The following is a 20,266-nucleotide window of genomic DNA, read 5'->3' on the forward strand; positions in this document are numbered from 1 at the left end:
TCAGGGTTTCACTCTAAATGAAACCCTGACTAATTTTACATTTGAAGTGATAGAAAAAAGAAAGCCCTTGAAAATTAATTCAAGGGCTTTTGTTGTTTTCTATTTAACCGTATATCTCACTTTTTTGATATAGGTCAATATTAGACCTAAAAAAAGCATTAAAATCAAAGGAGTAAAAACATTAAATATCTGAATAAGAATTTTATTCTTTTCCACTTTGTTTTTGTCGAGCAGGCGTAAAGTAATTTCTCGTGATCGGATATTTATAAGTCCATTATCCTGACAAAGGTAATTCATAGCATTTATTATAAAATCTTTGTTTCCATAGGTTCGTCTTGTAAACTGATCGAAACCCAAAGGCAAAGGATAATGCTGATTATAATGTATTTGATTTTTAATTATATCGCCATCGGCACTTACCAGCATGCTTGTTTTTTCACTCTCATTTTTTCTTGGTGGAAGGCTAAATTTATCTTTTAAAGCAGGAGTAATTCTATTAGCAAACAGGCTCTTAAACCGTCCGTCTAAAAGCACCACAACGTCTTGAGGAGGAGCTTGGTAATTAGCCGCATCGGGTTGCTCTTCCAATAAAGCCAAATCAATAACAGCAGGCGTTGCCACCAATCGCGAATAAAGTGAAGACTTTAATAAAATAGTTTTTTTAACATTATTCACAGCTACTGTATCTAAAGTAGAAGGAAATTCCGTCATTATACTATTCAAATTTCGTACAATAGGATGCTGCGATTGCGGCATTAAAACCGGAAAATATAACCAAGGAAGCAGCTCTTGTTGGGCTTGTTTACCAATCATTCCTGTTACAATGGGAATAGAACGGGAATTAAGATCGAGTAATAAATTACTGTTTAAACGCACTCCGTATTTAAATAATTGATCGTCTAAATTAAGCTCGTTTTTAAGAGCAACTGTTTGACTGCTATTTTTTAAACTATCCATATTTGCAATAACAGGATCAATCAGCCAAAAAACTTTTCCACCATGCATTATGTATTGATCAATAACATATTTGTCACTTTCGGAAAATGCTTTAGTGGGTTGTGCAATAATTAAAGCATCTATTATAGGTTTATCCAATACTTTTTGGGTAATGGTATCAACGGCAAACACACTACTCATTCTACCATCTATTCTCAAACTACCCAAGATATAAAATTCGTTTAAAGATTTAACTATATCTGCAACGTAAGCGCCTTTTAACTCGCCATGCCCATCTAAAAAAGCGACAGTAGGTTTTTTATTATCTTGTATTTTCAGCAAAGCCGATGCTAAGTTAAATTCAAGCGTTTCCACAGAATTATTTAGTATTCGTTCCGGAGACACTCCCATTTGTGTATTCAGTAATTCAATGGGAATCTCGTAACCCTTATACTCCAAAATAATCCCCGGGAAAATTAATATCTGACTATTGCCATCTTTTTTATTTACGTGTAAATTGGTTGGTTGCAGCCCTTTTTTAACAAGTTCCTGAATTAATGTTTCGCGTTTTTTGTTATCGGCTATGCCTGTAGGATTTATGAAAGTATATTCTATATAATGACTATGAGCCTTAAACTCTTCCAACATATCTTGGGTTTCGTTACGCAATCTTTTGAAACCTGCCGGAAAATCACCTTCTAAATACACTTTAAAATAAGCATAATCATCTAATTCTTTGAGCATTTGAATAGTGGCATCCGAAAGAGTATATCTTTTTTCCTGAGTAAGATCAAAGCGCAAATAAACTTGAGATACTATTAGGTTTATTAGAAAAATAGCCACTATTCCAATGAAAAGTCGGATTAAACTTTTTTTCTTGTTTTTCCTCGTTTGATATTTCTTTTTATCTACCATTTTCTTCGACTTAAAAGGGTGTGAGTAAATAAAAGAAACAAAGCTGTCAGGCTAATAAAATATATCAAATCGCGTAAGTCAATAACTCCACGGCGAATGGATGTATAATGCGCCTGTATTCCTAAGGATTGTACAAACAAATCAAAATTTCCGAATAAATCGAGAGAATAAATTATCTCAAATCCCAAATAAGCAAAAGCAGAAATGCTAATACCAATTATAAAAGCGATAATCTGGTTGTCGGTAATAGCCGATGAAAATAATCCAATGGCCACAAAAGCCGAAGCCAAAAATATTAAACCAATATACGACCCCCAAATAATTCCTAAGTCTAAGTTTCCATAGGGAAAACCAAGCCAATAAACACTCAAAACATAAATTAAACTGGGAATTATGGCTATAATAACTAAGCTTAATCCTGCTAAGTATTTTGCTCCTATTATTTGCAAATCGTTTAGCGGACGAGTAAAAAGCAATTCAATAGTTCCTGTTTTTTTCTCTTCTGAGAACATTCTCATGCTTATGGCAGGAATTAAAAATAGAAATACAAAAGGAGCTAACATAAAAAACGGATCGAGGTTAGCATAAGCAAAATCAAGGATATTGTATTCTGTAGGAAAAACCCATAAAAACAAACCCGTAATAAGTAAAAACACCAAGATTACAACATAACCAATTAGTGTATTTAAAAAAGCTGCTATTTCTTTTTTGTATAGTGCAAACATGAAAACTACAATCTTTTTGCGCTTTAAGTAAGTACTTCTATTCGTATTACATCATCAATTCCTAAGCCCAACAAACCACTTGCTTTTCCTTTGTTTATAGAAATTTCGAGATAGTTTTCCGAATCGAAAAGAGCTAATAATTCACCCTCACTAACATCCATATACGATTTGCTAATATTGGTGATTTCGTAGCTTCCGGCACGTAACAGAATCTTAAATTCCCTCCCTTTAACAACTTCTTTAAACGAATCTTCAGTAATATTGGTAATCACATTCTGATAACTATCTATATAAATAACTTTTCCTTTTATCAGATTAGTTTCTATAACGGGTTTAAACGATATTTTATTAGTTAAAAACTCTCTTTTTTCACCAAGAAGCATAATATCGTTACCTTCAATTAAATGCATAGCCGCCTGAACAAACACATCTTTAGTCGAAAATGAAAAACGGTTGGAAGTTTGTATAATATCAAGCTCAATGATTAGTTCCGGAGTTTCGTCAAACATTAAAGCAAAAACACCATTGTCGGCACCAATAAAATAATGCTTGTTATATTTAATTAAAACATGCGGCATTTCTATAGACGCTTCGGTATTTACACCTACAATGTGAATAGTCCCTTCAGGAAAATTTTTATAAGCACTTTTTAAAATAAAGGAAGCTTGATTCAAATCGAAAGGAGGTATCTGATGCGATATATCAATTAATGTAACCTCAGGAATACTGCGTAAGAAAGCCCCTTTAACAGAAGCCAAATAATGATCTTTAAGACCCCAGTCTGATGTTAGTGTAATAATTGACATTTGCTTAAATTTTATGTACGAAATTTTGTTTTCAAATGTACATTAATTTTATTATCCATAAAAATACTTAAACGCATAAAAAATTAAACTTTTAGTATGGTTGTTACTTAATTAAGTAATCTATTTACACACTCATAATACAATACATTTGTTGTTCTTGTATAAAAAAACAAGCCAAAAAATCTATTCTCATAAACTCTTTTTAATAAGCCAAGCTCGGTATAAAGAATATTTTACAAATTTTCTCCGGTAAATCATTATTTTTCAGAAATTTGCTATGGTTTTATAATAATTGGAATACCGTTAATGAGCTATTTAAGGTTTTCTCTTATTAGTCGTTTTTAATCGTTATAATATCTGTAAACAATTAATAATATTTCTATGGGAGAAAAAATACTTAGTGTTAAAGGTTACGATCCGCTATCAATCTTCGGTATTAACGAGAATAATTTAGAAGTTATTCGTAGTTTATTTCCACAACTAAAAATAATTGTTCGTGGTGAAATGATTAAAGTTATAGGTTCTGATAAATCAGTTAAAACTTTTGAAAATTATTTTGATCAGGTTTTATTACATTTTGAACAGTTTCAATCAATTTCCGAATCCGACCTTAAAATGCTTGCTGATAAAGATATTAAAGTAGGAGAAAAAGCACTTCCTAATGATGTTTTAGTGCATGGAAGAAATGGCGCTCAAATTAAAGCACGAACAGAAAATCAGAGAAAAATGGTAGATTCGGTTAATAATAACGATTTAACTTTTGCCATTGGTCCTGCCGGAACAGGAAAAACATATACCGCTGTTGCTCTTGCTGTTAGAGCATTAAAAAACAAAGAAGTTAAAAGAGTTATTTTAGCTCGTCCGGCAGTAGAAGCCGGCGAAAATTTGGGGTTTTTACCCGGCGATATGAAAGAAAAACTCGACCCTTATATGATGCCTCTTTATGATGCATTACGCGATATGTTACCCGCATCCAAGCTGGAAAAATATTTAGAGGATGGAACTATTGAAATTGCTCCTTTGGCATATATGCGTGGTCGAACACTGGATTATGTTTTTGCCATTCTTGATGAGGCACAAAATGCCACACAAAATCAACTAAAAATGTTCTTAACACGAATGGGGAAAACGGCAAAATTTATAGTCACTGGAGATATTACACAAATAGATCTGCCAAAAAAACACCATTCGGGTTTGGTTCAGGCAACTAAAATCTTAAAAAATATTCCAAACATTAAAATAGTGGTCTTAAACAATAGCGATATTGTACGTCATCCCTTGGTTGGAAAAATAATAGACGCCTATAAAACAGAAGAAACCCAAATGGGATTTCATGCTAAATTATAAAAAACAAAAAGTGATAATTCATTGATAATATATATCTTTACATTTTAAAAAAGCTCAAAATATATAAATAATTATAATGAGACGGGCATATATAAATTATCGTTTACTACAAAGGGTAATGGTTGTTTTTCACTTGCTATTTCTTCCGAATAATCGGAATCGCTTATCTGTCCAGAACATAAAATTATAAACAGATGAACACTATTGTTAAATCAGATTTTAATTTTCCGGAATTAACCAATGTATATAAAGGCAAAGTTCGCGATGTATACACTATTCGAGAAGAGTTATTAGTTATGTTGGTTAGCGATCGTATATCAGCCTTTGATGTAGTTTTACCCAAGGGAATACCGTATAAAGGGCAGGTTTTAAATCAGATAGCATCAAAATTTTTAGATGCTACTGTCGATATTGTTCCAAATTGGAAAATGGCCACCCCAGATCCTATGGTTACTGTGGGAATACAATGCGAACCCTTTCCAATAGAAATGATTATCAGAGCCTATTTAACCGGATCTTCGTGGCGTTCTTACAAAAATGGAGCTCGCGAAATTTGTGGTATTCCAATTCCCGACGGTATGCGCGAACATCAGCGTTTTCCAGCTCCAATTATTACTCCAACAACCAAGGCAGAACAGGGTGCTCATGATGAGGATATTTCAAAAACCCGCATCTTACGAGGTGGATTAGTATCGCCCGAAGATTATGCTTTACTTGAAAAATTTACCACAAAACTTTTTGAACGAGGTAGTCAAATGGCAGAAGAACGCGGACTTATTTTGGTTGATACTAAATACGAATTTGGGAAAAAGGACGGTAAAATTTACTTGATTGATGAAATCCACACTCCCGATTCTTCTCGATATTTCTATAAAAACGAATACGAAGAACGTTTTGCTAAAGGCAAAAATCAAAAACAACTTTCTAAAGAATTTGTGCGCGAATGGCTGATGGATAATGGATTCCAAGGTCGTGATGGTGATATAATGCCCGAAATGACAGATGAATTTATTACCTCTGTTTCCGAAAGATATATTGAACTATACGAACAAATTACCGGTGAAAAATTTGTAAAAGCAGATACTTCAGATATTTTAGCACGTGTAGAAAAAAACATTCTTTCTTATCTGAAGAAATAAAATACCAAAATATCAAGAAAAACGTTATAAAAGCTCAGATGAAATATCTTCGTCGGAGCTTTTATATTTATCTTATAATTAAAAGTCGAAAAATTGATTATTATTGTCGCTAAAATATACCCGGAATGAAATACACCACACTTATTATACTTTTTCTTTTTCAAACTTATTTTCTTTCAGCTCAAAATATTCCTCTTGGTCATTGGCGCGACGAACTACCTTACAGCCAGCTTACATCTATTACAGAATCAGAAGATTTTGTATACGCCGCTACACCCTACAGCATCCTCAGTTTCCATAAAAAAGAAGCGGTACTCGATCGTATTTCTAAAGTGAATGGCTTGAATGATTTCGGGATTAGTACCATTCGTTATAATCCGGAATACAAAACACTGTTTATTGCTTATACCAATGCTAATATTGATTTAATAAAAAACGGAGAAATTGTAAATCTATCTGATATAAAGCGAAAAACCATTTTAGGTAATAAAACCATTAATGATATTTTCTTTATTAATCAGTTTGCTTATTTATCTTGCGGATTTGGAATAGTGGTTGTTGATATTGAGCGCGAAGAAATAAAAGACACCTATTATGTTGGAGAAAATGGAGAAAATGTTGAGGTTTTTGATTTAGATGTTTTAGACGGAGAATTTTTTGCAGCAACGGAAAACGGTATTTACCGAGCAAATATCGATAATCCAAACTTAGCAAATTTCAATAATTGGATTAAGCTAACTCATTTGCCTTTTCAGGATGCTCCCTATAATCATATTGTGGCTTTTCAGGATGAGCTTGTTGTAAATAGGTTTACTAATAGCTCTAAAGATCAGATGTTTGCCATAACATCAAACTCGTGGAAGGAAATGATATCCCCTATTAACGATAAGGTTTTAAATCTTGATGTTAGTAATGATAAATTATTATGTTCACATAAATATTCTTTAGGGATTTTTAATTCCGATTTTTCATTTGATCGTAAAATATATACTTATGGCGAAGGCTTTGAAATAACTCTTCAGCCTAATGCTGTTCTTACTTCTTCTGACGGGAATTATTATATAGCCGATAGAGCTCAGGGCTTAGTTAGTTCTCCGGATTTACAGCATTTTCAGAGTCATATTTTAAATGGACCACGTACTACAAAAGTTTTTGATATGTCTGTTGTAGGATCAAAAGTTGTAGTTGCTGCCGGAGGCAGAACCGATTCTTATGGGAATGTGTATATGAAAGACGGCATTTTTACTTATACAGATGGCTTTTGGACTAATTATTACAAGGGCAATGTACCCGCTTTAGACACAGCTTACGACTTTGTTTGTGTTGATATAAATCCTAATAATCCCAACGAATATGCCGTTGGAACTTGGGGGAAAGGATTATACACTTTTGATGAAAACGGTTTTGTAGAAGCATATGGAAGACATAATAGCAGTTTAACTCCCAATTCTATCTACAGTCATATTATGCGTTTGGGTGGTGTTGCCTACGATTCTAAAAATAATTTATGGGTAGCTTCCGCTGAATCTAATGCTCTTTTGCATAAGCGTGAACCTTCAGGAGAGTGGACTCCCTTTGAATTTGGTGCTTGGAGTTCATACAACATAAAAGATATGTTGGCAGATAATAGAGATTATTTGTGGATGTCGGTACGTATAGGCGGAGTATATTCACTTTTAGTATTTGATGAAAGTCGGCCAACAGGTCAACAGCTTAAAGGCTTGAGTACGGCTGTTGGAAGTGGAAATATACCCGGAACTATGGTATTGTCTTTAGCTTGCGATTTAGATGGCGAAATGTGGATAGGAACGGATAAAGGTATAGGTGTTATTTATCAAGCAGAGAATATTTTTTATGGAGGAGATTATGATGCTCAAAAAATTATTGTAGAACGCGATGGTTACGCTCAATATTTGCTCGATAAAGAGAAAGTAAAAACCATAGCTGTTGATGGTGCTAACCGTAAATGGATAGGAACAGAAAGGGCAGGAGTATTTTTACTTTCTGCCGACGGTCAGGAAGAATTGCTTCATTTTACAACAGAAAATAGTCCGTTGTATTCTGATAATATCACACAAATTGGAATAAATGATGATGGCGAAGTATATATTGGAACCGATCAGGGTTTGATTGTTTATAAAGGAACGGCAACCAAAGGAGAAGAAGAAAATATTTTTGCAGATGTTTATGCTTATCCCAATCCCGTGCGACCAGATTATGTAGGTCCAATTGCCATTAAAGGTTTAAGTCGAGATGCTTTTATAAAAATTACAGACATCAGCGGACGCTTGGTAAATGAAATTAGATCTGATGGCGGTCAAGCTATTTGGAGTGGCAATAACCTACAAGGAGATCGTGTGCAAACAGGTATTTATTTAGTTTTTATTGCTAATACCGACGGCTCAGAAAGCATAGTAACAAAAATTATGTTTATACATTAAATTGTATAAAATCGAATATTATTCCTCAAATAAAAAGAAATATTATTTATATTCCTTTTAGCTCTTTAGCATTAAAAGTAAGCGGTAGTAAATCGGAAATACCATTAATTATTTGAACCTTCCCTCCGGGTTCAGATAAAATAACGCGCATCTTTAGTTTATAAAGATGTTCATATTCTGCCATTACTTGGCGACAAGAGCCACAAGGGGCAAGAGGTGCAGTAAATTTAATCTGATCTGAATCTACAGCAATTGCAATAGCCAACATAGGAGTATTGGGATAATTAGCAGAAGCATAGTACATAGCAACACGTTCGGCACATAAACCGGAAGGATAAGCTGCATTTTCCTGATTATTTCCCGTTACAATCTTACCATTTTCTAATAAAACAGCAGCACCAACACGAAATTGAGAATAAGGAGCATAAGCTGATTTACAGGCTATCTGAGCTTTATTAAGTAATTCTCTATCCGAAGTATTTAATTCATCGAAACTCTGATAATCTTCTATTTCAATAATATGTTTTATTTTTTTCATCAGTATCCTTTAAGTAAATGCAAGCAGATAAAAACTCTGTGTTTATACCGTTTGCGGGGCGCAAAGTTACAAAAAACCAAGTAATTCCCGAATAATTATTTATTACGGAATAATGTTTGCGTTCTATCAGGACCAACAGAAATTATAGAAACAGGAACTTCAGCTTGCTGTTCAATATAGGTGATATAATCCATAAGGCTTTGAGGTAAATCTTCAACTTTCTGAATTTTACTAATATTTGTTTTCCAACCTTTAAAAGATTTATATGCAGCTTGTAATTTAGAATCGTTTATTTCATAAGGGAAATAGTCTATTTTTTGCTCACCATAATTATATTCATCACAAATATTTATAGTCTCAAATTCATCCATTACATCGCCTTTGGTAATAATCAAATCACTAACTCCATTAAGCATAATGGCATATTTTAGTGCGGGTAAATCGAGCCATCCGCAACGTCGTGGACGACCGGTAGTTGCGCCAAATTCATGTCCTGCTTTTCGCAAGTCTTCTCCAATTTCATCAAATAATTCGGTTGGGAAAGGACCATTTCCTACACGAGTACAATAGGCTTTAAAAACTCCAAATACACGACCTATCTTTTGTGGTGCAACACCCAAACCGGAACATACGCTGCTAACAATAGTGTTTGATGAGGTTACAAAAGGATAACTTCCAAAATCAATATCTAACATTGTACCCTGAGCGCCTTCTGCTAAAACAGTTTCGCCTGCTTTTAATGCCGAGTTAATAAAGTGTTCACTATCTACGAGCGTTATTGATTTTAGAGTATCTAAAGCCTCCATCCAGCCTTTTTCATATTCTTTAAATGATTTTCCGTCAATTTGAAAATTATCTAAATCGAAATTGTAATTATTAACTATTTCAAAATGTTTTTCTCTTTTCTGATTATACCTCTCTTCAAAATTATCCAACAAAATATCTCCAACTCGTAAGCCTGTCCTACTAATTTTGTCGGTATAAGTCGGGCCTATTCCTTTTAATGTTGATCCAATTTTATTTCCTTCTTTGGATTCTTCGTAAACAGCATCGAGCAGGCGATGAGTTGGTAAAATTAGATGTGCTTTTTTAGAAATATACAAATTCAGTAAAGGGTTTATTCCACTAACTTTTAATTTTTCTATTTCTTGCTTAAAAACATACGAATCTATTATTACTCCATTTCCAATTAAATTTTTGGTTTTAGAGTGAAAAATTCCGGAAGGAATAGTGTGTAATACATGCTTTTGTCCGTTAAACTCAAGTGTATGACCGGCATTAGGTCCGCCCTGAAATCTGGCAATAATATCGTATTTAGGAGTGAAAACATCTACTATTTTACCTTTTCCTTCATCGCCCCATTGCAAACCTAAAAGAACATCAACCTTCATCTATTATTATTTTTTACCTAAAAAGGCGTTATTAAAAAAATTAAATAAAAGTCTGAAAAATACGACTTTTAAAAGCGAAACAAATATAAGGATAATATGTGGTACGAATTCAGCTTATTTTTTAGAAAAACAAACTCTCCGGCAAGGAGCAAATGGAATACTAATATGAAATCTTTTGATTTTTATTTTGTAAAAATCAAGCTTGTTAATTAAGGATGCTTAACTGTTGCAACTCTTGCAGCTGCGGCTTTTTTTGTATTACAGCTTCCGTAAAAAGTAAGGGAATGACTGCTGATGGTAACACCTAAAAGTTTTTCAACCGAGTCTTTAATTTCCTGTAGGCGTGGATCGCAAAATTCTAAAACAGAACCATCATCAAGACAAATAAAATGGTCATGTTGGCTAAATTTAAATGATTTCTCAAACTGTGCGCAATTATTTCCAAATTGATGTTTGGTAACTAAATTACACTCCAAAAGCAATTCCATGGTATTATATAGGGTAGCTCTACTCACTCTATACTTATTGTTTTTCATGGTTACATAAAGAGCCTCAATATCGAAATGACCATCAGTATTGTAAATTTCTTTTAAAATAGTATAACGCTCAGGTGTTTTTCGCTGTCCGTTTTTTTGTAAAAATTCTGTAAAAACTTTCTTAACAGCTTCGTAAGTTTCTTTTGTATTCGTGCTCTTCATTCGCTTTTTATTGTTGAATTAACGCCCCTTTGATAAGAATCATTATAACGCTACACATTCATCTTATTCAAATTAACAAATACTTTTGCGATTACTAGAATTTAATCGTGGGCATAAAGATATGAATTTTTTTTTATTTGGATTAATTACAAATAACTAATTTCTGATCAACAAATAATGCGATATAAATCAACTATTTTGCTCACAAAAGTGACATTAAAAAATAAATACAGTTAGTTCCAATTGCGCTTGTAGTTTTTTTTAATTTTGAACTATGAATCTTTATAAGCTTCCTCGTTCTACTAAATTATTCTCCCGTAAAAAACATATGCAAAAACATAAATTGCCAAAAAGGAAACAAATAACTATTCGCGACATAATAAATAATTACCGTTTATATCGTGCCGATTTACGCAAATACAAAGCACAAAAGAAATATCAAAAAGCGATACAAAAAAAACAATTACAAGAAGAAAGAAAAAACAAAACCGACAATCCATTTTATCAACTACTTTTTTCAAAAGAACACAGTAGAAAGATAGTAATGGACGCGGAAGGAAATATTTTATATCGCCCTAACAATCTAAATTCTTTCTTACATATATTAAATTCCACTCTCAGTTTTTTAGTCGCATATATTTTAATTTATATGCTTTATCAGTTTGCGGTGATGTTTACGGCATCATTTCAAGAAATTTACGGTACACTTTATTACTATAAGCTGGATTTTAATGCCCACTCCAGTAATTGGACTAGATTAAATATTATTGCTGTTACCTTGTCCGGTCCTTTAATTTCTTTAATTGTTGGCTTATACTCCTACAACTATCTGTTTTTCAAAGCTCGTAATTATTATTCACTACGTTTATTTTTTTATTGGACAGGATTACTGGGAATAGCTTATTTCTTTGCCGCTTTCATTTCGGGAGTAATTACAAATAAAGGCTTTGGCTTTGTGCCCTTATGGTTGTTTTGGAACGATTTTACAAAATTCTTTTTCGCGCTTATTTCTTTAGTAAGTTTAATACTTATTGGTTACTATTCTGCAAGCAGGCTGCAAGCCACTTCAAACAATAGTTTTAGAATACAAAAAGAAAATCGAGCTTTATTTTTTCTACATCAAACACTACTCCCCTATATTTTAGGTTCTTCAATAATATTTTTAATAAAAATACCAAATAATCAGGCGTATGAAACTTTAGTTTTAGTTTTTGGGATTTTATTAAGCGGCTCTGTATTATTTAACTTAAAAGCCCCCGATTATCCATTTTTTAAAACAAATAAAAGAGCACTCTTAAACTTTCCTTTATTATTGTTTGCCTTTGTAATACTTTATAGTTGGCGTACTTTTTTAGCAGATGGTCTTTACGTTGTCATTAAGTTCTTAATTGAAATTACTCCCTTATAAATTATCAAAATATGAAAAAAGTATATACGCTTTCCACCTGCGATACCAGCAAAAAAATACTAAAGCTATGCAATATCACTAATCTGTATTTTGAAATCAAAGATATCAAGACCTCTTCTATTACTCAAACAGAACTCGAAGAAATGCGTTCTTTTGCCGGATCTTACGAAGCACTATTTAGTCGCCGTTCTCGAAAATACAAGAGTATGGGTTTAAAAGATGTAGTACTAAAAGAAGACGATTATAAACGGCTTATTTTACAAGAATACACATTCTTAAAACGACCTGTAATTATTGATAATGATAAAATTTTTATCGGTAACAGCAAAGCGAATATAGAGAGATTATTAAAACATATGACTGATAATTAGCGGTTTAACACCTCATCATATCTACCTGAATTTACTTCTTCTTCTAATGTTTTATACCAGTCTTTTCCGTATTTGCGGATAAGTGGCTCTTTTAAAAATTCGTAAACAGCTATTTTTTCCTTTTTTCCTTTTATACGAGCTAAATCGCAAATATCCCAATGGTGATAATTTACCGCTTCAAAATCTTTATATTCAGTAATTCTGATAGGATATAAAGAGCAGGAAATAGGTTTTATATTTGGTATTGCTTTATCTCGATAAGCTTTTTCTATAGCACAAAGCGCAATATTATTCTCAAAATAAACAAAAGCACATTCCCTATCATTTACCAAAGGCGTTACTAATTCTCCATCTTCATCATAATCGTAAACGCCATTTTTCTTTATTACTTCCCTCCCCTTATCTGTCATATAAGGTAGGATTCTATCTATATAATCTTCGAGCTGACTAATCTCATCAACATCTAATGGAGCTCCTGCATCTCCTTCAACACAGCAGTCACCATGACATTTTGATAAATCACAGCTAAATTGCTTTTTAATTACTTCTTCTGAAATGATTGTATTCCCTATTGAAATCATGCGGCAAAAGTAGTTTTTTTTGAGAAGAGAAAATTATAATAATAGGAATTGATTTTTAAAGATTAACAGTTATTTCTTTTTAGACTACAACAAAACACAAAGAATAGAATACATCAATTAATTTGTACATTTGCGCAAAATAGCAAAAAAATGAACAAAAAACCCACTCTACTTATTTTGGCCGCCGGTATTGGTAGTCGTTATGGCGGATTAAAACAACTCGACAAAGTCGGGCCAAATGAAGAAACCATTATAGATTATTCTATTTATGATGCTATTCAAGCTGGTTTTGGAAAAGTTGTTTTTGTTATTCGCGAAAATATTGAAGCCGATTTCCGTGCCTTTTTCGACGAAAAACTTAAAGGGAGAATAGAAGTGGAATATGTTTTTCAAGAAATCCATAAAATACCTGCTGGTTTGAGTTTTAACATAGAAAGAGTAAAACCTTGGGGTACGGGACACGCTGTTTTAATGGCAAAAGATGCAATTAAAGAAAATTTTGCCGTTATCAATGCCGATGATTTCTACGGCAGAGAAGCCTACCAAACCTTAGCAGATTATTTTAAAACAGAAGACAGAAGCGATACCGATTATTGTATGGTTGGTTATGAGTTAAAAAATACTCTTTCTGAAAACGGATATGTGTCTCGTGGGCAATGCAAATCTGACAAAAATAATTTTCTGCTTGACGTAATAGAACGAACTCATATTGAACGTAAAGATGATACTATTGTTTTTCAAGACGAGAATGGAAATCACATTAAACTTAAAGAAGATACTTTAGTTTCAATGAATTTTTGGGGATTTACTCCTTCGTATTTTGAATTCTTAAATGAGAAATTTAGTCGTTTTATTCCCGAAAATGCAAATAATTTAAAAGCCGAATTTTATATCCCATCCGTAGTAAACGATCTTATTGAAGAGAAGCGTGCACGCGTTAAAGTTTTACATTCAAAAGCTAGTTGGTTTGGTGTAACTTATAAAGAGGACAAGGATAGTGTTATGAAAAATATCCAACAGCTAATCAGTTCTGGAAAATACCCTGTAAAACTTTGGTATTAAAAGCTTTTAGGCTTTTCTTTCCTTATCATTGTATAATATTTCTCACCTTAAAAACTACTGAGAAAAGCAGTTTTTAACTCTTATATTTTTCATTTTCTATAATCGATTATTCGCTTATTTATTGTAAGTTTGTCAGCCTTGTTGAAAAGACAATTTTTAATCTACTCAAATACAATAAAATATGAAAGTTTATCAAACAAATGAAATCAAAAATATTGCTCTCATTGGAGGGGCCAAAAGCGGTAAGACCTCTTTAGCCGAAGCAATGCTTTTTGAAGGTAAAGTGATAAACAGAAAAGGTAATGTTGATGATAAAAATACTGTTTCTGATTATCGTGAAATCGAATTAGCAAAACAAAATTCTGTTCACACTACTTTAATGTATACCGAATATGATGGTACTAAAATAAATATTTTAGACACTCCCGGTTTTAATGATTATGTAGGTGAACAAATTTCTGCTTTATCAGTGGTTGAAACCGCGGTTTTAGTTAATAATGCAACTGTAGGCGTTGATGCTACAACAGAAAACGCATGGCGTCAAGCAGAAAAAACAAATACTCCTGTTTTATTTGTCGTCAATCAACTCGACCAAGAAAAGGCCAATTTCGATCAGGTAGTTACTCAATTAAAAGACTATTTTGGCGATAAAGTATCTATTGCTCAATATCCTGTAAATACCGGAGAAGGTTTTAGCAGTATCATCGACTTAATGCTGATGAAAATGCTTAAATTCTCAAAAGATGGTGGCGCACCGGAAATTTTAGATATCCCAGCCGATGAATTGGAAAAAGCCGAAGAGTTACACCTGTCATTAATAGAAAATGCTGCTGAAGGTTCGGAAGAATTAATGGAAAAATATTTTGAGTCCGACACTCTAAGTATTGAAGAAATGCGCGAAGGAATTCGTTTAGGTATGCGTACACGCGCTATCTTCCCTCTCTTTGCTATTTCTGCAAAAGAAAATACTGGTGTTACTCGTTTATTGGAATTTATTAAATTTAGTTGTCCCACACCAAATGGTGTTGCCGGCGAACGCAAATCATCCAGCGGAAAAATATTTAATGCAAATCCCGACGATCCTACCAATTTATTTGTATTTAAAACATCTATAGAGCCTCACTTAGGCGAAGTTTCCTACTTTAAAGTATATGGTGGAGCTGTTGAAGAGGGCATGGATTTAATAAATACGCGTTCGGAAAATAAAGAACGTTTATCGCAATTATTTATTATTGTCGGTAAAAACAGAGAAAAAGTATCTAAGGTTTGTTCCGGAGATATTGCTGCTACAATTAAATTAAAAGATACTCGTACTAACGATACTTTGGCTAATCCAAAAGCTTCAGAAGAGGCATTATCGCCTATCGATTTTCCTGAACCAACCATTCAAATGGCTGTTAAAGCAATAAGCTCTTCCGATGACGAAAAAATGGGTAGTATTCTTAACGAAATGCATAAAACAGATCCTACTTTGCATGCCGGATTATCAAGGGAATTACGCCAAATGATTATCCAAGCGCAAGGAGAATTGCATTTAAATACCGTAAAATGGTATTTCGATAATATCCATAATATCGATATTGAATTCTTTGCTCCAAAAATTCCTTATCGCGAAACAATTACTAAATCTGCTCGTGCCGATTACCGACATAAAAAACAATCAGGAGGTTCAGGTCAGTTTGGTGAAGTACATATGCACATTCAGCCTTATGTAGAGGGAATGTCTGATCCAACAGATTTTCCTATTAGGAATAAAGAAGAGCATGATCTTCCTTGGGGTGGTAAATTATTATTCCATAACTGTGTTGTCGGGGGGTCTATTGATGCTAGATTTATGCCTGCTATCTTAAAAGGAATTATGGAACGTATGGAACGTGGTCCTTTAACAGGCTCTTACGCTCGTGATATAGCTGTTTACATTTATGATGGTAAAATGCATCCTGTTGATTCAAACGAAATCTCTTTTAAACTGGCCGGGCGTTTTGCTTTTATTACAGCATTTAAAAATGCTAAACCTAAGATTATGGAACCTGTTTATGATGTTGCAACACGTCTCCCTGAAGAAATGATGGGTGCTGCAATGACTGATTTACAAAGTCGTCGTGCCATTATTATGGGAATGGAAGCCGATGGTAAATATCAGGTAATACGTGCTAAAGTACCTTTGGCCGAAATGCATAAATATGGTACAACTTTAAGCTCTATTTCTTCGGGTAGAGGTACTTATTCGATGAAATTCGATGCTTATAACCAAGTGCCTTCCGATGTTCAAGACAAGCTGCTTAAAGCTTACGAAGAAGAGCAAGAAGAAGAATAAACACTTTTTCTTTTCAATAATAAAACCCCGATTGTACTTTTCAGTTGGGGTTTTTGTATAATTTATTGACTTGTTAGGGCTATTTTATGCACTTTTGTACAACCAAATTTTTAACACAAAAAATTAAAATAATATGATAAATATTAGACTCTCTGTTGATGCCGCAAAATCATTTGTTTCTTCAGCACAGATTAATGCTTTTCAAGGCAAGGTAAGTGATGCTCAGAAGGCACTTATTGAAAAAACAGCTGCAGGAAATGAATTCCTAGGCTGGGTGGATTTGCCCTCTTCTATTGAAGATTCTTTCCTAGATGATATTATAGCTCAAGCTAAAACAATTGCTCAAAAAGCCGAAGTGTATGTTATAATCGGGATTGGAGGATCTTATTTGGGTGCTCGTGCCGTTATAGAAGCGCTACAACATCATTTTAGCTTGATGATGCCCGGAAAATATCCGCAAATAATTTATGCTGGTCAGAATATTAGTGAAGACTATCTATCTGATTTAATGGAGATACTTGATAAAAAAGATTATGCAGTAAGTGTTATTTCAAAATCAGGAACAACAACTGAGCCGGCACTTGCTTTTCGTCTGATCAAAAATCATTTGGAAAAAAAATATGGGAAAGCCGAAGCGGCAAATCGTATAATTGCCATTACAGATAAAAAACGAGGTGCTCTTAAAATATTAGCCGATAAAGAGGGCTATAAAACCTATGTCGTTCCGGATAATGTTGGAGGAAGATATTCCGTTTTAACGCCGGTTGGACTTTTACCTATTGCGGTAGCAGGCTACGATATTAAAAAGCTCGTTGCTGGAGCCAGAGAAATGGAGGCTTTTCTGAAATCCAATACGGAAATAGAAACTAATTCCGCAATGCTTTATGCCGCTACTCGTAATGCATTATATAAAGAGGGGAAAACCATCGAAATAATGGTGAATTACGAACCCCGTTTATATTTTTTAAGTGAATGGTGGAAACAGCTTTATGGTGAAAGCGAAGGCAAAGAAGGAAAAGGGATTTTTCCCGCAGCAGTGAGCAATACAACAGATCTTCACTCTATGGGACAATATATTCAAGATGGTAAACGTAGCTTATTTGAAACCGTTTTGTCAATCGAAAATAGTCGTAAAACATTAGCCATTCCTAACGATAAAGAAAACCTTGACGGTTTGAATTATCTCTGTAATAAAAGCATAACAGAAGTAAACCAAGGTGCAGAAGAAGCAACACGACAAGCTCATACAGATGGCGATGTGCCAAATCTTCGGATTTCGATTCCGGAAATCAATGAAGAAAACCTTGGACAGCTACTTTACTTTTATGAATTTGCTTGTGGTTTAAGTGGATATACTCTTGGCATTAATCCATTCGATCAACCTGGAGTTGAAGCTTATAAAAGAAATATGTTTACTATTTTAGGAAAGTCGGGTTATTAGATTACGGATACCCTTATTTTTGTAATTTACTTATATTAAGTAATTTGAATGTGATTTTAAGCCTGTATAAAGGCTTAAAATCACATTTTTTTTGGATAGAGTTTTCCAAGTTATGCTGTTAGTAAGTATCGCTATACCGAATTCTCAAAATTTGATTTTTAGCTAAGTTTGTTTCTGTTGAGGTAAAATTTGGCAAAATGCTAAATTTCAAACTAAAATTATACAAATGAAACGACTAGTATTGCTATCAATTTTAAATCTCTTTTTATTATCGAATAATAATGCACAAGAAGTTATAACAACAGCCGGAGATTATTATTTAGCTCCCTCAGGCTCTTTAAGCTGGACATTTGGTGAAACGATAACAGAGACTTTTTCGACTGGAATAAACGCCTTGACCCAAGGGTTTAATCAATCACAGTTATCGGCAACAGCTACTTACCAACTCCCCACTTTAGATTTTAATATTAAAGCATATCCAAATCCAACATCCAATTTTATAATATTAGAAACGGATAAAATTCGCAAACTGGAATATCAAGTTTTCAATCAACAAGGCAAACTTATAATCCAATCTGAACTGTCTGATTTTCAAACAAAAATAGATTTTCAAGAGCTTATTCCCGCCATATATATCATTAAAATATTTGAAAATAATATTCCTCTTAAACAATTTAAAATTGTTAAACAATAAACTTACAAAACTGAAAATATTCACTAAGCGAGACACCAAAATCAGCTGCGACTTTAACTTATCGAATTAAATAACAATACATATGAAAAAAATTACTCTACTATTTTTCGCTCTTTTATTACAATTTCAACTCTTTGCACAAAACAGTCCTGGATTTAAATACCAAGCCCTTGTTCGCGATGACAATGGGGTAGTTCTAACAAAGCAAGCGGTAAGTCTCCAGATTAGTTTAATGCAGGGCATTCCTAATGGATCTGCTATTTATTCTGAAACCTTTTTGACTGAGACAAATGACTTTGGTCTTATCAATCTGACCATTGGACAAGGCGAAACCGCTGATGATTTTATGGCTATCGACTGGGCTAATGGTCCGTATTTTATTGAAATTGCAATGGATATTCATGGAGGTGTCGACTATCAGCTTTTTGGGATAAGCGAACTAATGTCTGTTCCTTATGCGCTTCATGCTAAAACGGCAGAATCTGTTGAAAACTTAACTATCACCGAATCAGATCCTGTTTTCTCTGCTTCCGTTTCATCCCATATTACAGCTAATGATACAACAAACTGGAATGCTGCTTTTGCTTGGGGAAACCATCAAAGTATGGGATACGTGACTTTAGATGGAGTTGAGACACTTACAAATAAAACATTAACAACACCTATTATTTTTGAGCCTATCGGTATAGAAAAAGCTGATGTTGGCTTGGGAAATGTTGATAATACAGCAGATAGCTTAAAACCCATAAGCAAAGACACCCAAGCAGCTTTAGATTTAAAAGAGGATTTAATAAACAAAAGTACAGACGAACTCCTTTCAGAGAACTCGGATACTTTATACCCTTCTCAAAAAGCAATAAAAACTTATGTTGATACAAAAAGCAATGCTGTTGAAACAGCATTAGATGAGGAGATTGCTCGTGCTACCGCTGCGGAAACAGTAAATGCTACGGCCATTTCCGATGAAGAGAGCAGAGCTTTAGCTGCAGAGGAAATCATTACAACCGCCCTTACGGATGAAGTTGCTCGTGCAATAGGAGCTGATACAACACATACAAATGCAATTACAGCAAATGCAATAGCTATTGATGAGGAAGTTTCCCGAGCTATTGGTGCGGATACTACTAATACGAATGCCATTTCAAGCGAAGAAGCAAGAGCTTTAGCTGTCGAATCTAATCTTGCAGCCGATATTGCAACTACAAATACAGCTCTTGCAGATGAAACTTCTCGTGCTATCGCTGCGGAAGCAGCAAATACTACTGCCATTTCCGATGAAGAGAGCAGAGCTTTAGCTGCAGAGGAAATCATTACAGCCGCCCTTACGGATGAAGTTGCTCGCGCAATAGGAGCTGATACAACACATACAAATGCAATTACAGCAAATGCAATAGCTATTGATGAGGAAGTTTCCCGAGCTATTGGTGCGGATACTACTAATACGAATGCCATTTCA

General features: G+C 33.8%; 17 protein-coding genes. 10 read left to right on the forward strand and 7 right to left on the reverse strand.

Going from position 1 to position 20,266, the window contains the following annotated elements:
- Positions 1-99: 99 nt before the first annotated feature.
- From gldG to J7K39_07590, 3 genes are read right to left on the reverse strand one after another with little or no spacing between them, the layout of a single operon-like run.
- On the reverse strand, positions 100-1,851 hold the full coding sequence (gene gldG, locus J7K39_07580; protein MCD6179749.1) for a gliding motility-associated ABC transporter substrate-binding protein GldG: 1,752 nt from the start codon (positions 1,849-1,851) through the stop codon (positions 100-102).
- Entirely contained in the window at positions 1,845-2,576 is a 732-nt protein-coding gene (gldF, locus tag J7K39_07585; GenBank protein MCD6179750.1) for a gliding motility-associated ABC transporter permease subunit GldF, read from the reverse strand. The genes gldG and gldF overlap by 7 nt, the downstream gene beginning before the upstream one ends.
- Before the next feature lie 23 nt (positions 2,577-2,599).
- Complete coding sequence (locus J7K39_07590) at positions 2,600-3,382, reverse strand: SAM-dependent chlorinase/fluorinase (GenBank protein MCD6179751.1); 783 nt, start codon at positions 3,380-3,382, stop codon at positions 2,600-2,602.
- A gap of 381 nt (positions 3,383-3,763) precedes the next feature.
- Between J7K39_07590 and J7K39_07595 the strand changes: the two genes are divergently transcribed.
- The 3 genes from J7K39_07595 to J7K39_07605 all read left to right on the forward strand — a co-directional run bounded on the left by J7K39_07595 (position 3,764) and on the right by J7K39_07605 (position 8,309).
- The gene (locus J7K39_07595) at positions 3,764-4,729 is read left to right on the forward strand and encodes a PhoH family protein (GenBank protein ID MCD6179752.1); all 966 of its coding nucleotides are present in this window, start codon (positions 3,764-3,766) and stop codon (positions 4,727-4,729) included.
- Positions 4,730-4,923: 194 nt separating this feature from the next.
- Positions 4,924-5,868 carry a phosphoribosylaminoimidazolesuccinocarboxamide synthase gene (locus J7K39_07600; GenBank protein ID MCD6179753.1) on the forward strand — a complete coding sequence of 315 codons (945 nt, stop codon included), beginning with the start codon at positions 4,924-4,926 and terminating at the stop codon, positions 5,866-5,868.
- A 125-nt stretch (positions 5,869-5,993) separates the two neighbouring features.
- Entirely contained in the window at positions 5,994-8,309 is a 2,316-nt protein-coding gene (locus tag J7K39_07605) for a hypothetical protein (protein MCD6179754.1), read from the forward strand.
- Between the two features lie 46 nt (positions 8,310-8,355).
- Here the strand turns inward: J7K39_07605 and cdd are convergent, their stop codons facing one another.
- From cdd to J7K39_07620, 3 genes are all read right to left on the reverse strand, one after another.
- Entirely contained in the window at positions 8,356-8,847 is a 492-nt protein-coding gene (gene cdd / locus J7K39_07610; protein ID MCD6179755.1) for a cytidine deaminase, read from the reverse strand.
- Between the two features lie 95 nt (positions 8,848-8,942).
- Entirely contained in the window at positions 8,943-10,238 is a 1,296-nt protein-coding gene (locus J7K39_07615; GenBank protein MCD6179756.1) for an adenylosuccinate synthase, read from the reverse strand.
- Between the two features lie 209 nt (positions 10,239-10,447).
- Complete coding sequence (locus J7K39_07620; protein MCD6179757.1) at positions 10,448-10,936, reverse strand: transcriptional repressor; 489 nt, start codon at positions 10,934-10,936, stop codon at positions 10,448-10,450.
- 274 nt (positions 10,937-11,210) lie between these two features.
- Between J7K39_07620 and J7K39_07625 the strand changes: the two genes are divergently transcribed.
- Both J7K39_07625 and J7K39_07630 read left to right on the forward strand, forming a co-directional pair.
- Positions 11,211-12,344 (forward strand): hypothetical protein, encoded by a 1,134-nt coding sequence (locus tag J7K39_07625; GenBank protein ID MCD6179758.1) that lies wholly within the window; start codon positions 11,211-11,213, stop codon positions 12,342-12,344.
- 11 nt (positions 12,345-12,355) lie between these two features.
- Positions 12,356-12,715 (forward strand): hypothetical protein, encoded by a 360-nt coding sequence (locus J7K39_07630; protein ID MCD6179759.1) that lies wholly within the window; start codon positions 12,356-12,358, stop codon positions 12,713-12,715.
- Here the strand turns inward: J7K39_07630 and J7K39_07635 are convergent.
- Complete coding sequence (locus tag J7K39_07635; protein ID MCD6179760.1) at positions 12,712-13,296, reverse strand: DUF3109 family protein; 585 nt, start codon at positions 13,294-13,296, stop codon at positions 12,712-12,714. The genes J7K39_07630 and J7K39_07635 overlap by 4 nt on opposite strands.
- Positions 13,297-13,446: 150 nt before the next feature.
- Between J7K39_07635 and J7K39_07640 the strand changes: the two genes are divergently transcribed.
- The 5 genes from J7K39_07640 to J7K39_07660 all read left to right on the forward strand — a co-directional run.
- On the forward strand, positions 13,447-14,358 hold the full coding sequence (locus J7K39_07640) for a nucleotidyltransferase (protein MCD6179761.1): 912 nt from the start codon (positions 13,447-13,449) through the stop codon (positions 14,356-14,358).
- A 181-nt stretch (positions 14,359-14,539) separates the two neighbouring features.
- Positions 14,540-16,675 carry an elongation factor G gene (locus tag J7K39_07645; protein MCD6179762.1) on the forward strand — a complete coding sequence of 712 codons (2,136 nt, stop codon included), beginning with the start codon at positions 14,540-14,542 and terminating at the stop codon, positions 16,673-16,675.
- 133 nt (positions 16,676-16,808) lie between these two features.
- Positions 16,809-18,116, forward strand: a complete 1,308-nt coding sequence (locus J7K39_07650; protein MCD6179763.1) for a glucose-6-phosphate isomerase — start codon at positions 16,809-16,811, stop codon at positions 18,114-18,116.
- A gap of 226 nt (positions 18,117-18,342) precedes the next feature.
- Positions 18,343-18,810 carry a T9SS type A sorting domain-containing protein gene (locus tag J7K39_07655; GenBank protein ID MCD6179764.1) on the forward strand — a complete coding sequence of 156 codons (468 nt, stop codon included), beginning with the start codon at positions 18,343-18,345 and terminating at the stop codon, positions 18,808-18,810.
- 82 nt (positions 18,811-18,892) lie between these two features.
- Positions 18,893-20,266 (forward strand): hypothetical protein (locus tag J7K39_07660; GenBank protein MCD6179765.1); only part of this gene is annotated, 1,374 nt, incomplete at its 3' end.

The organism is Bacteroidales bacterium (assembly GCA_021157585.1).
Classification (GTDB): domain Bacteria; phylum Bacteroidota; class Bacteroidia; order Bacteroidales; family UBA12170; genus UBA12170.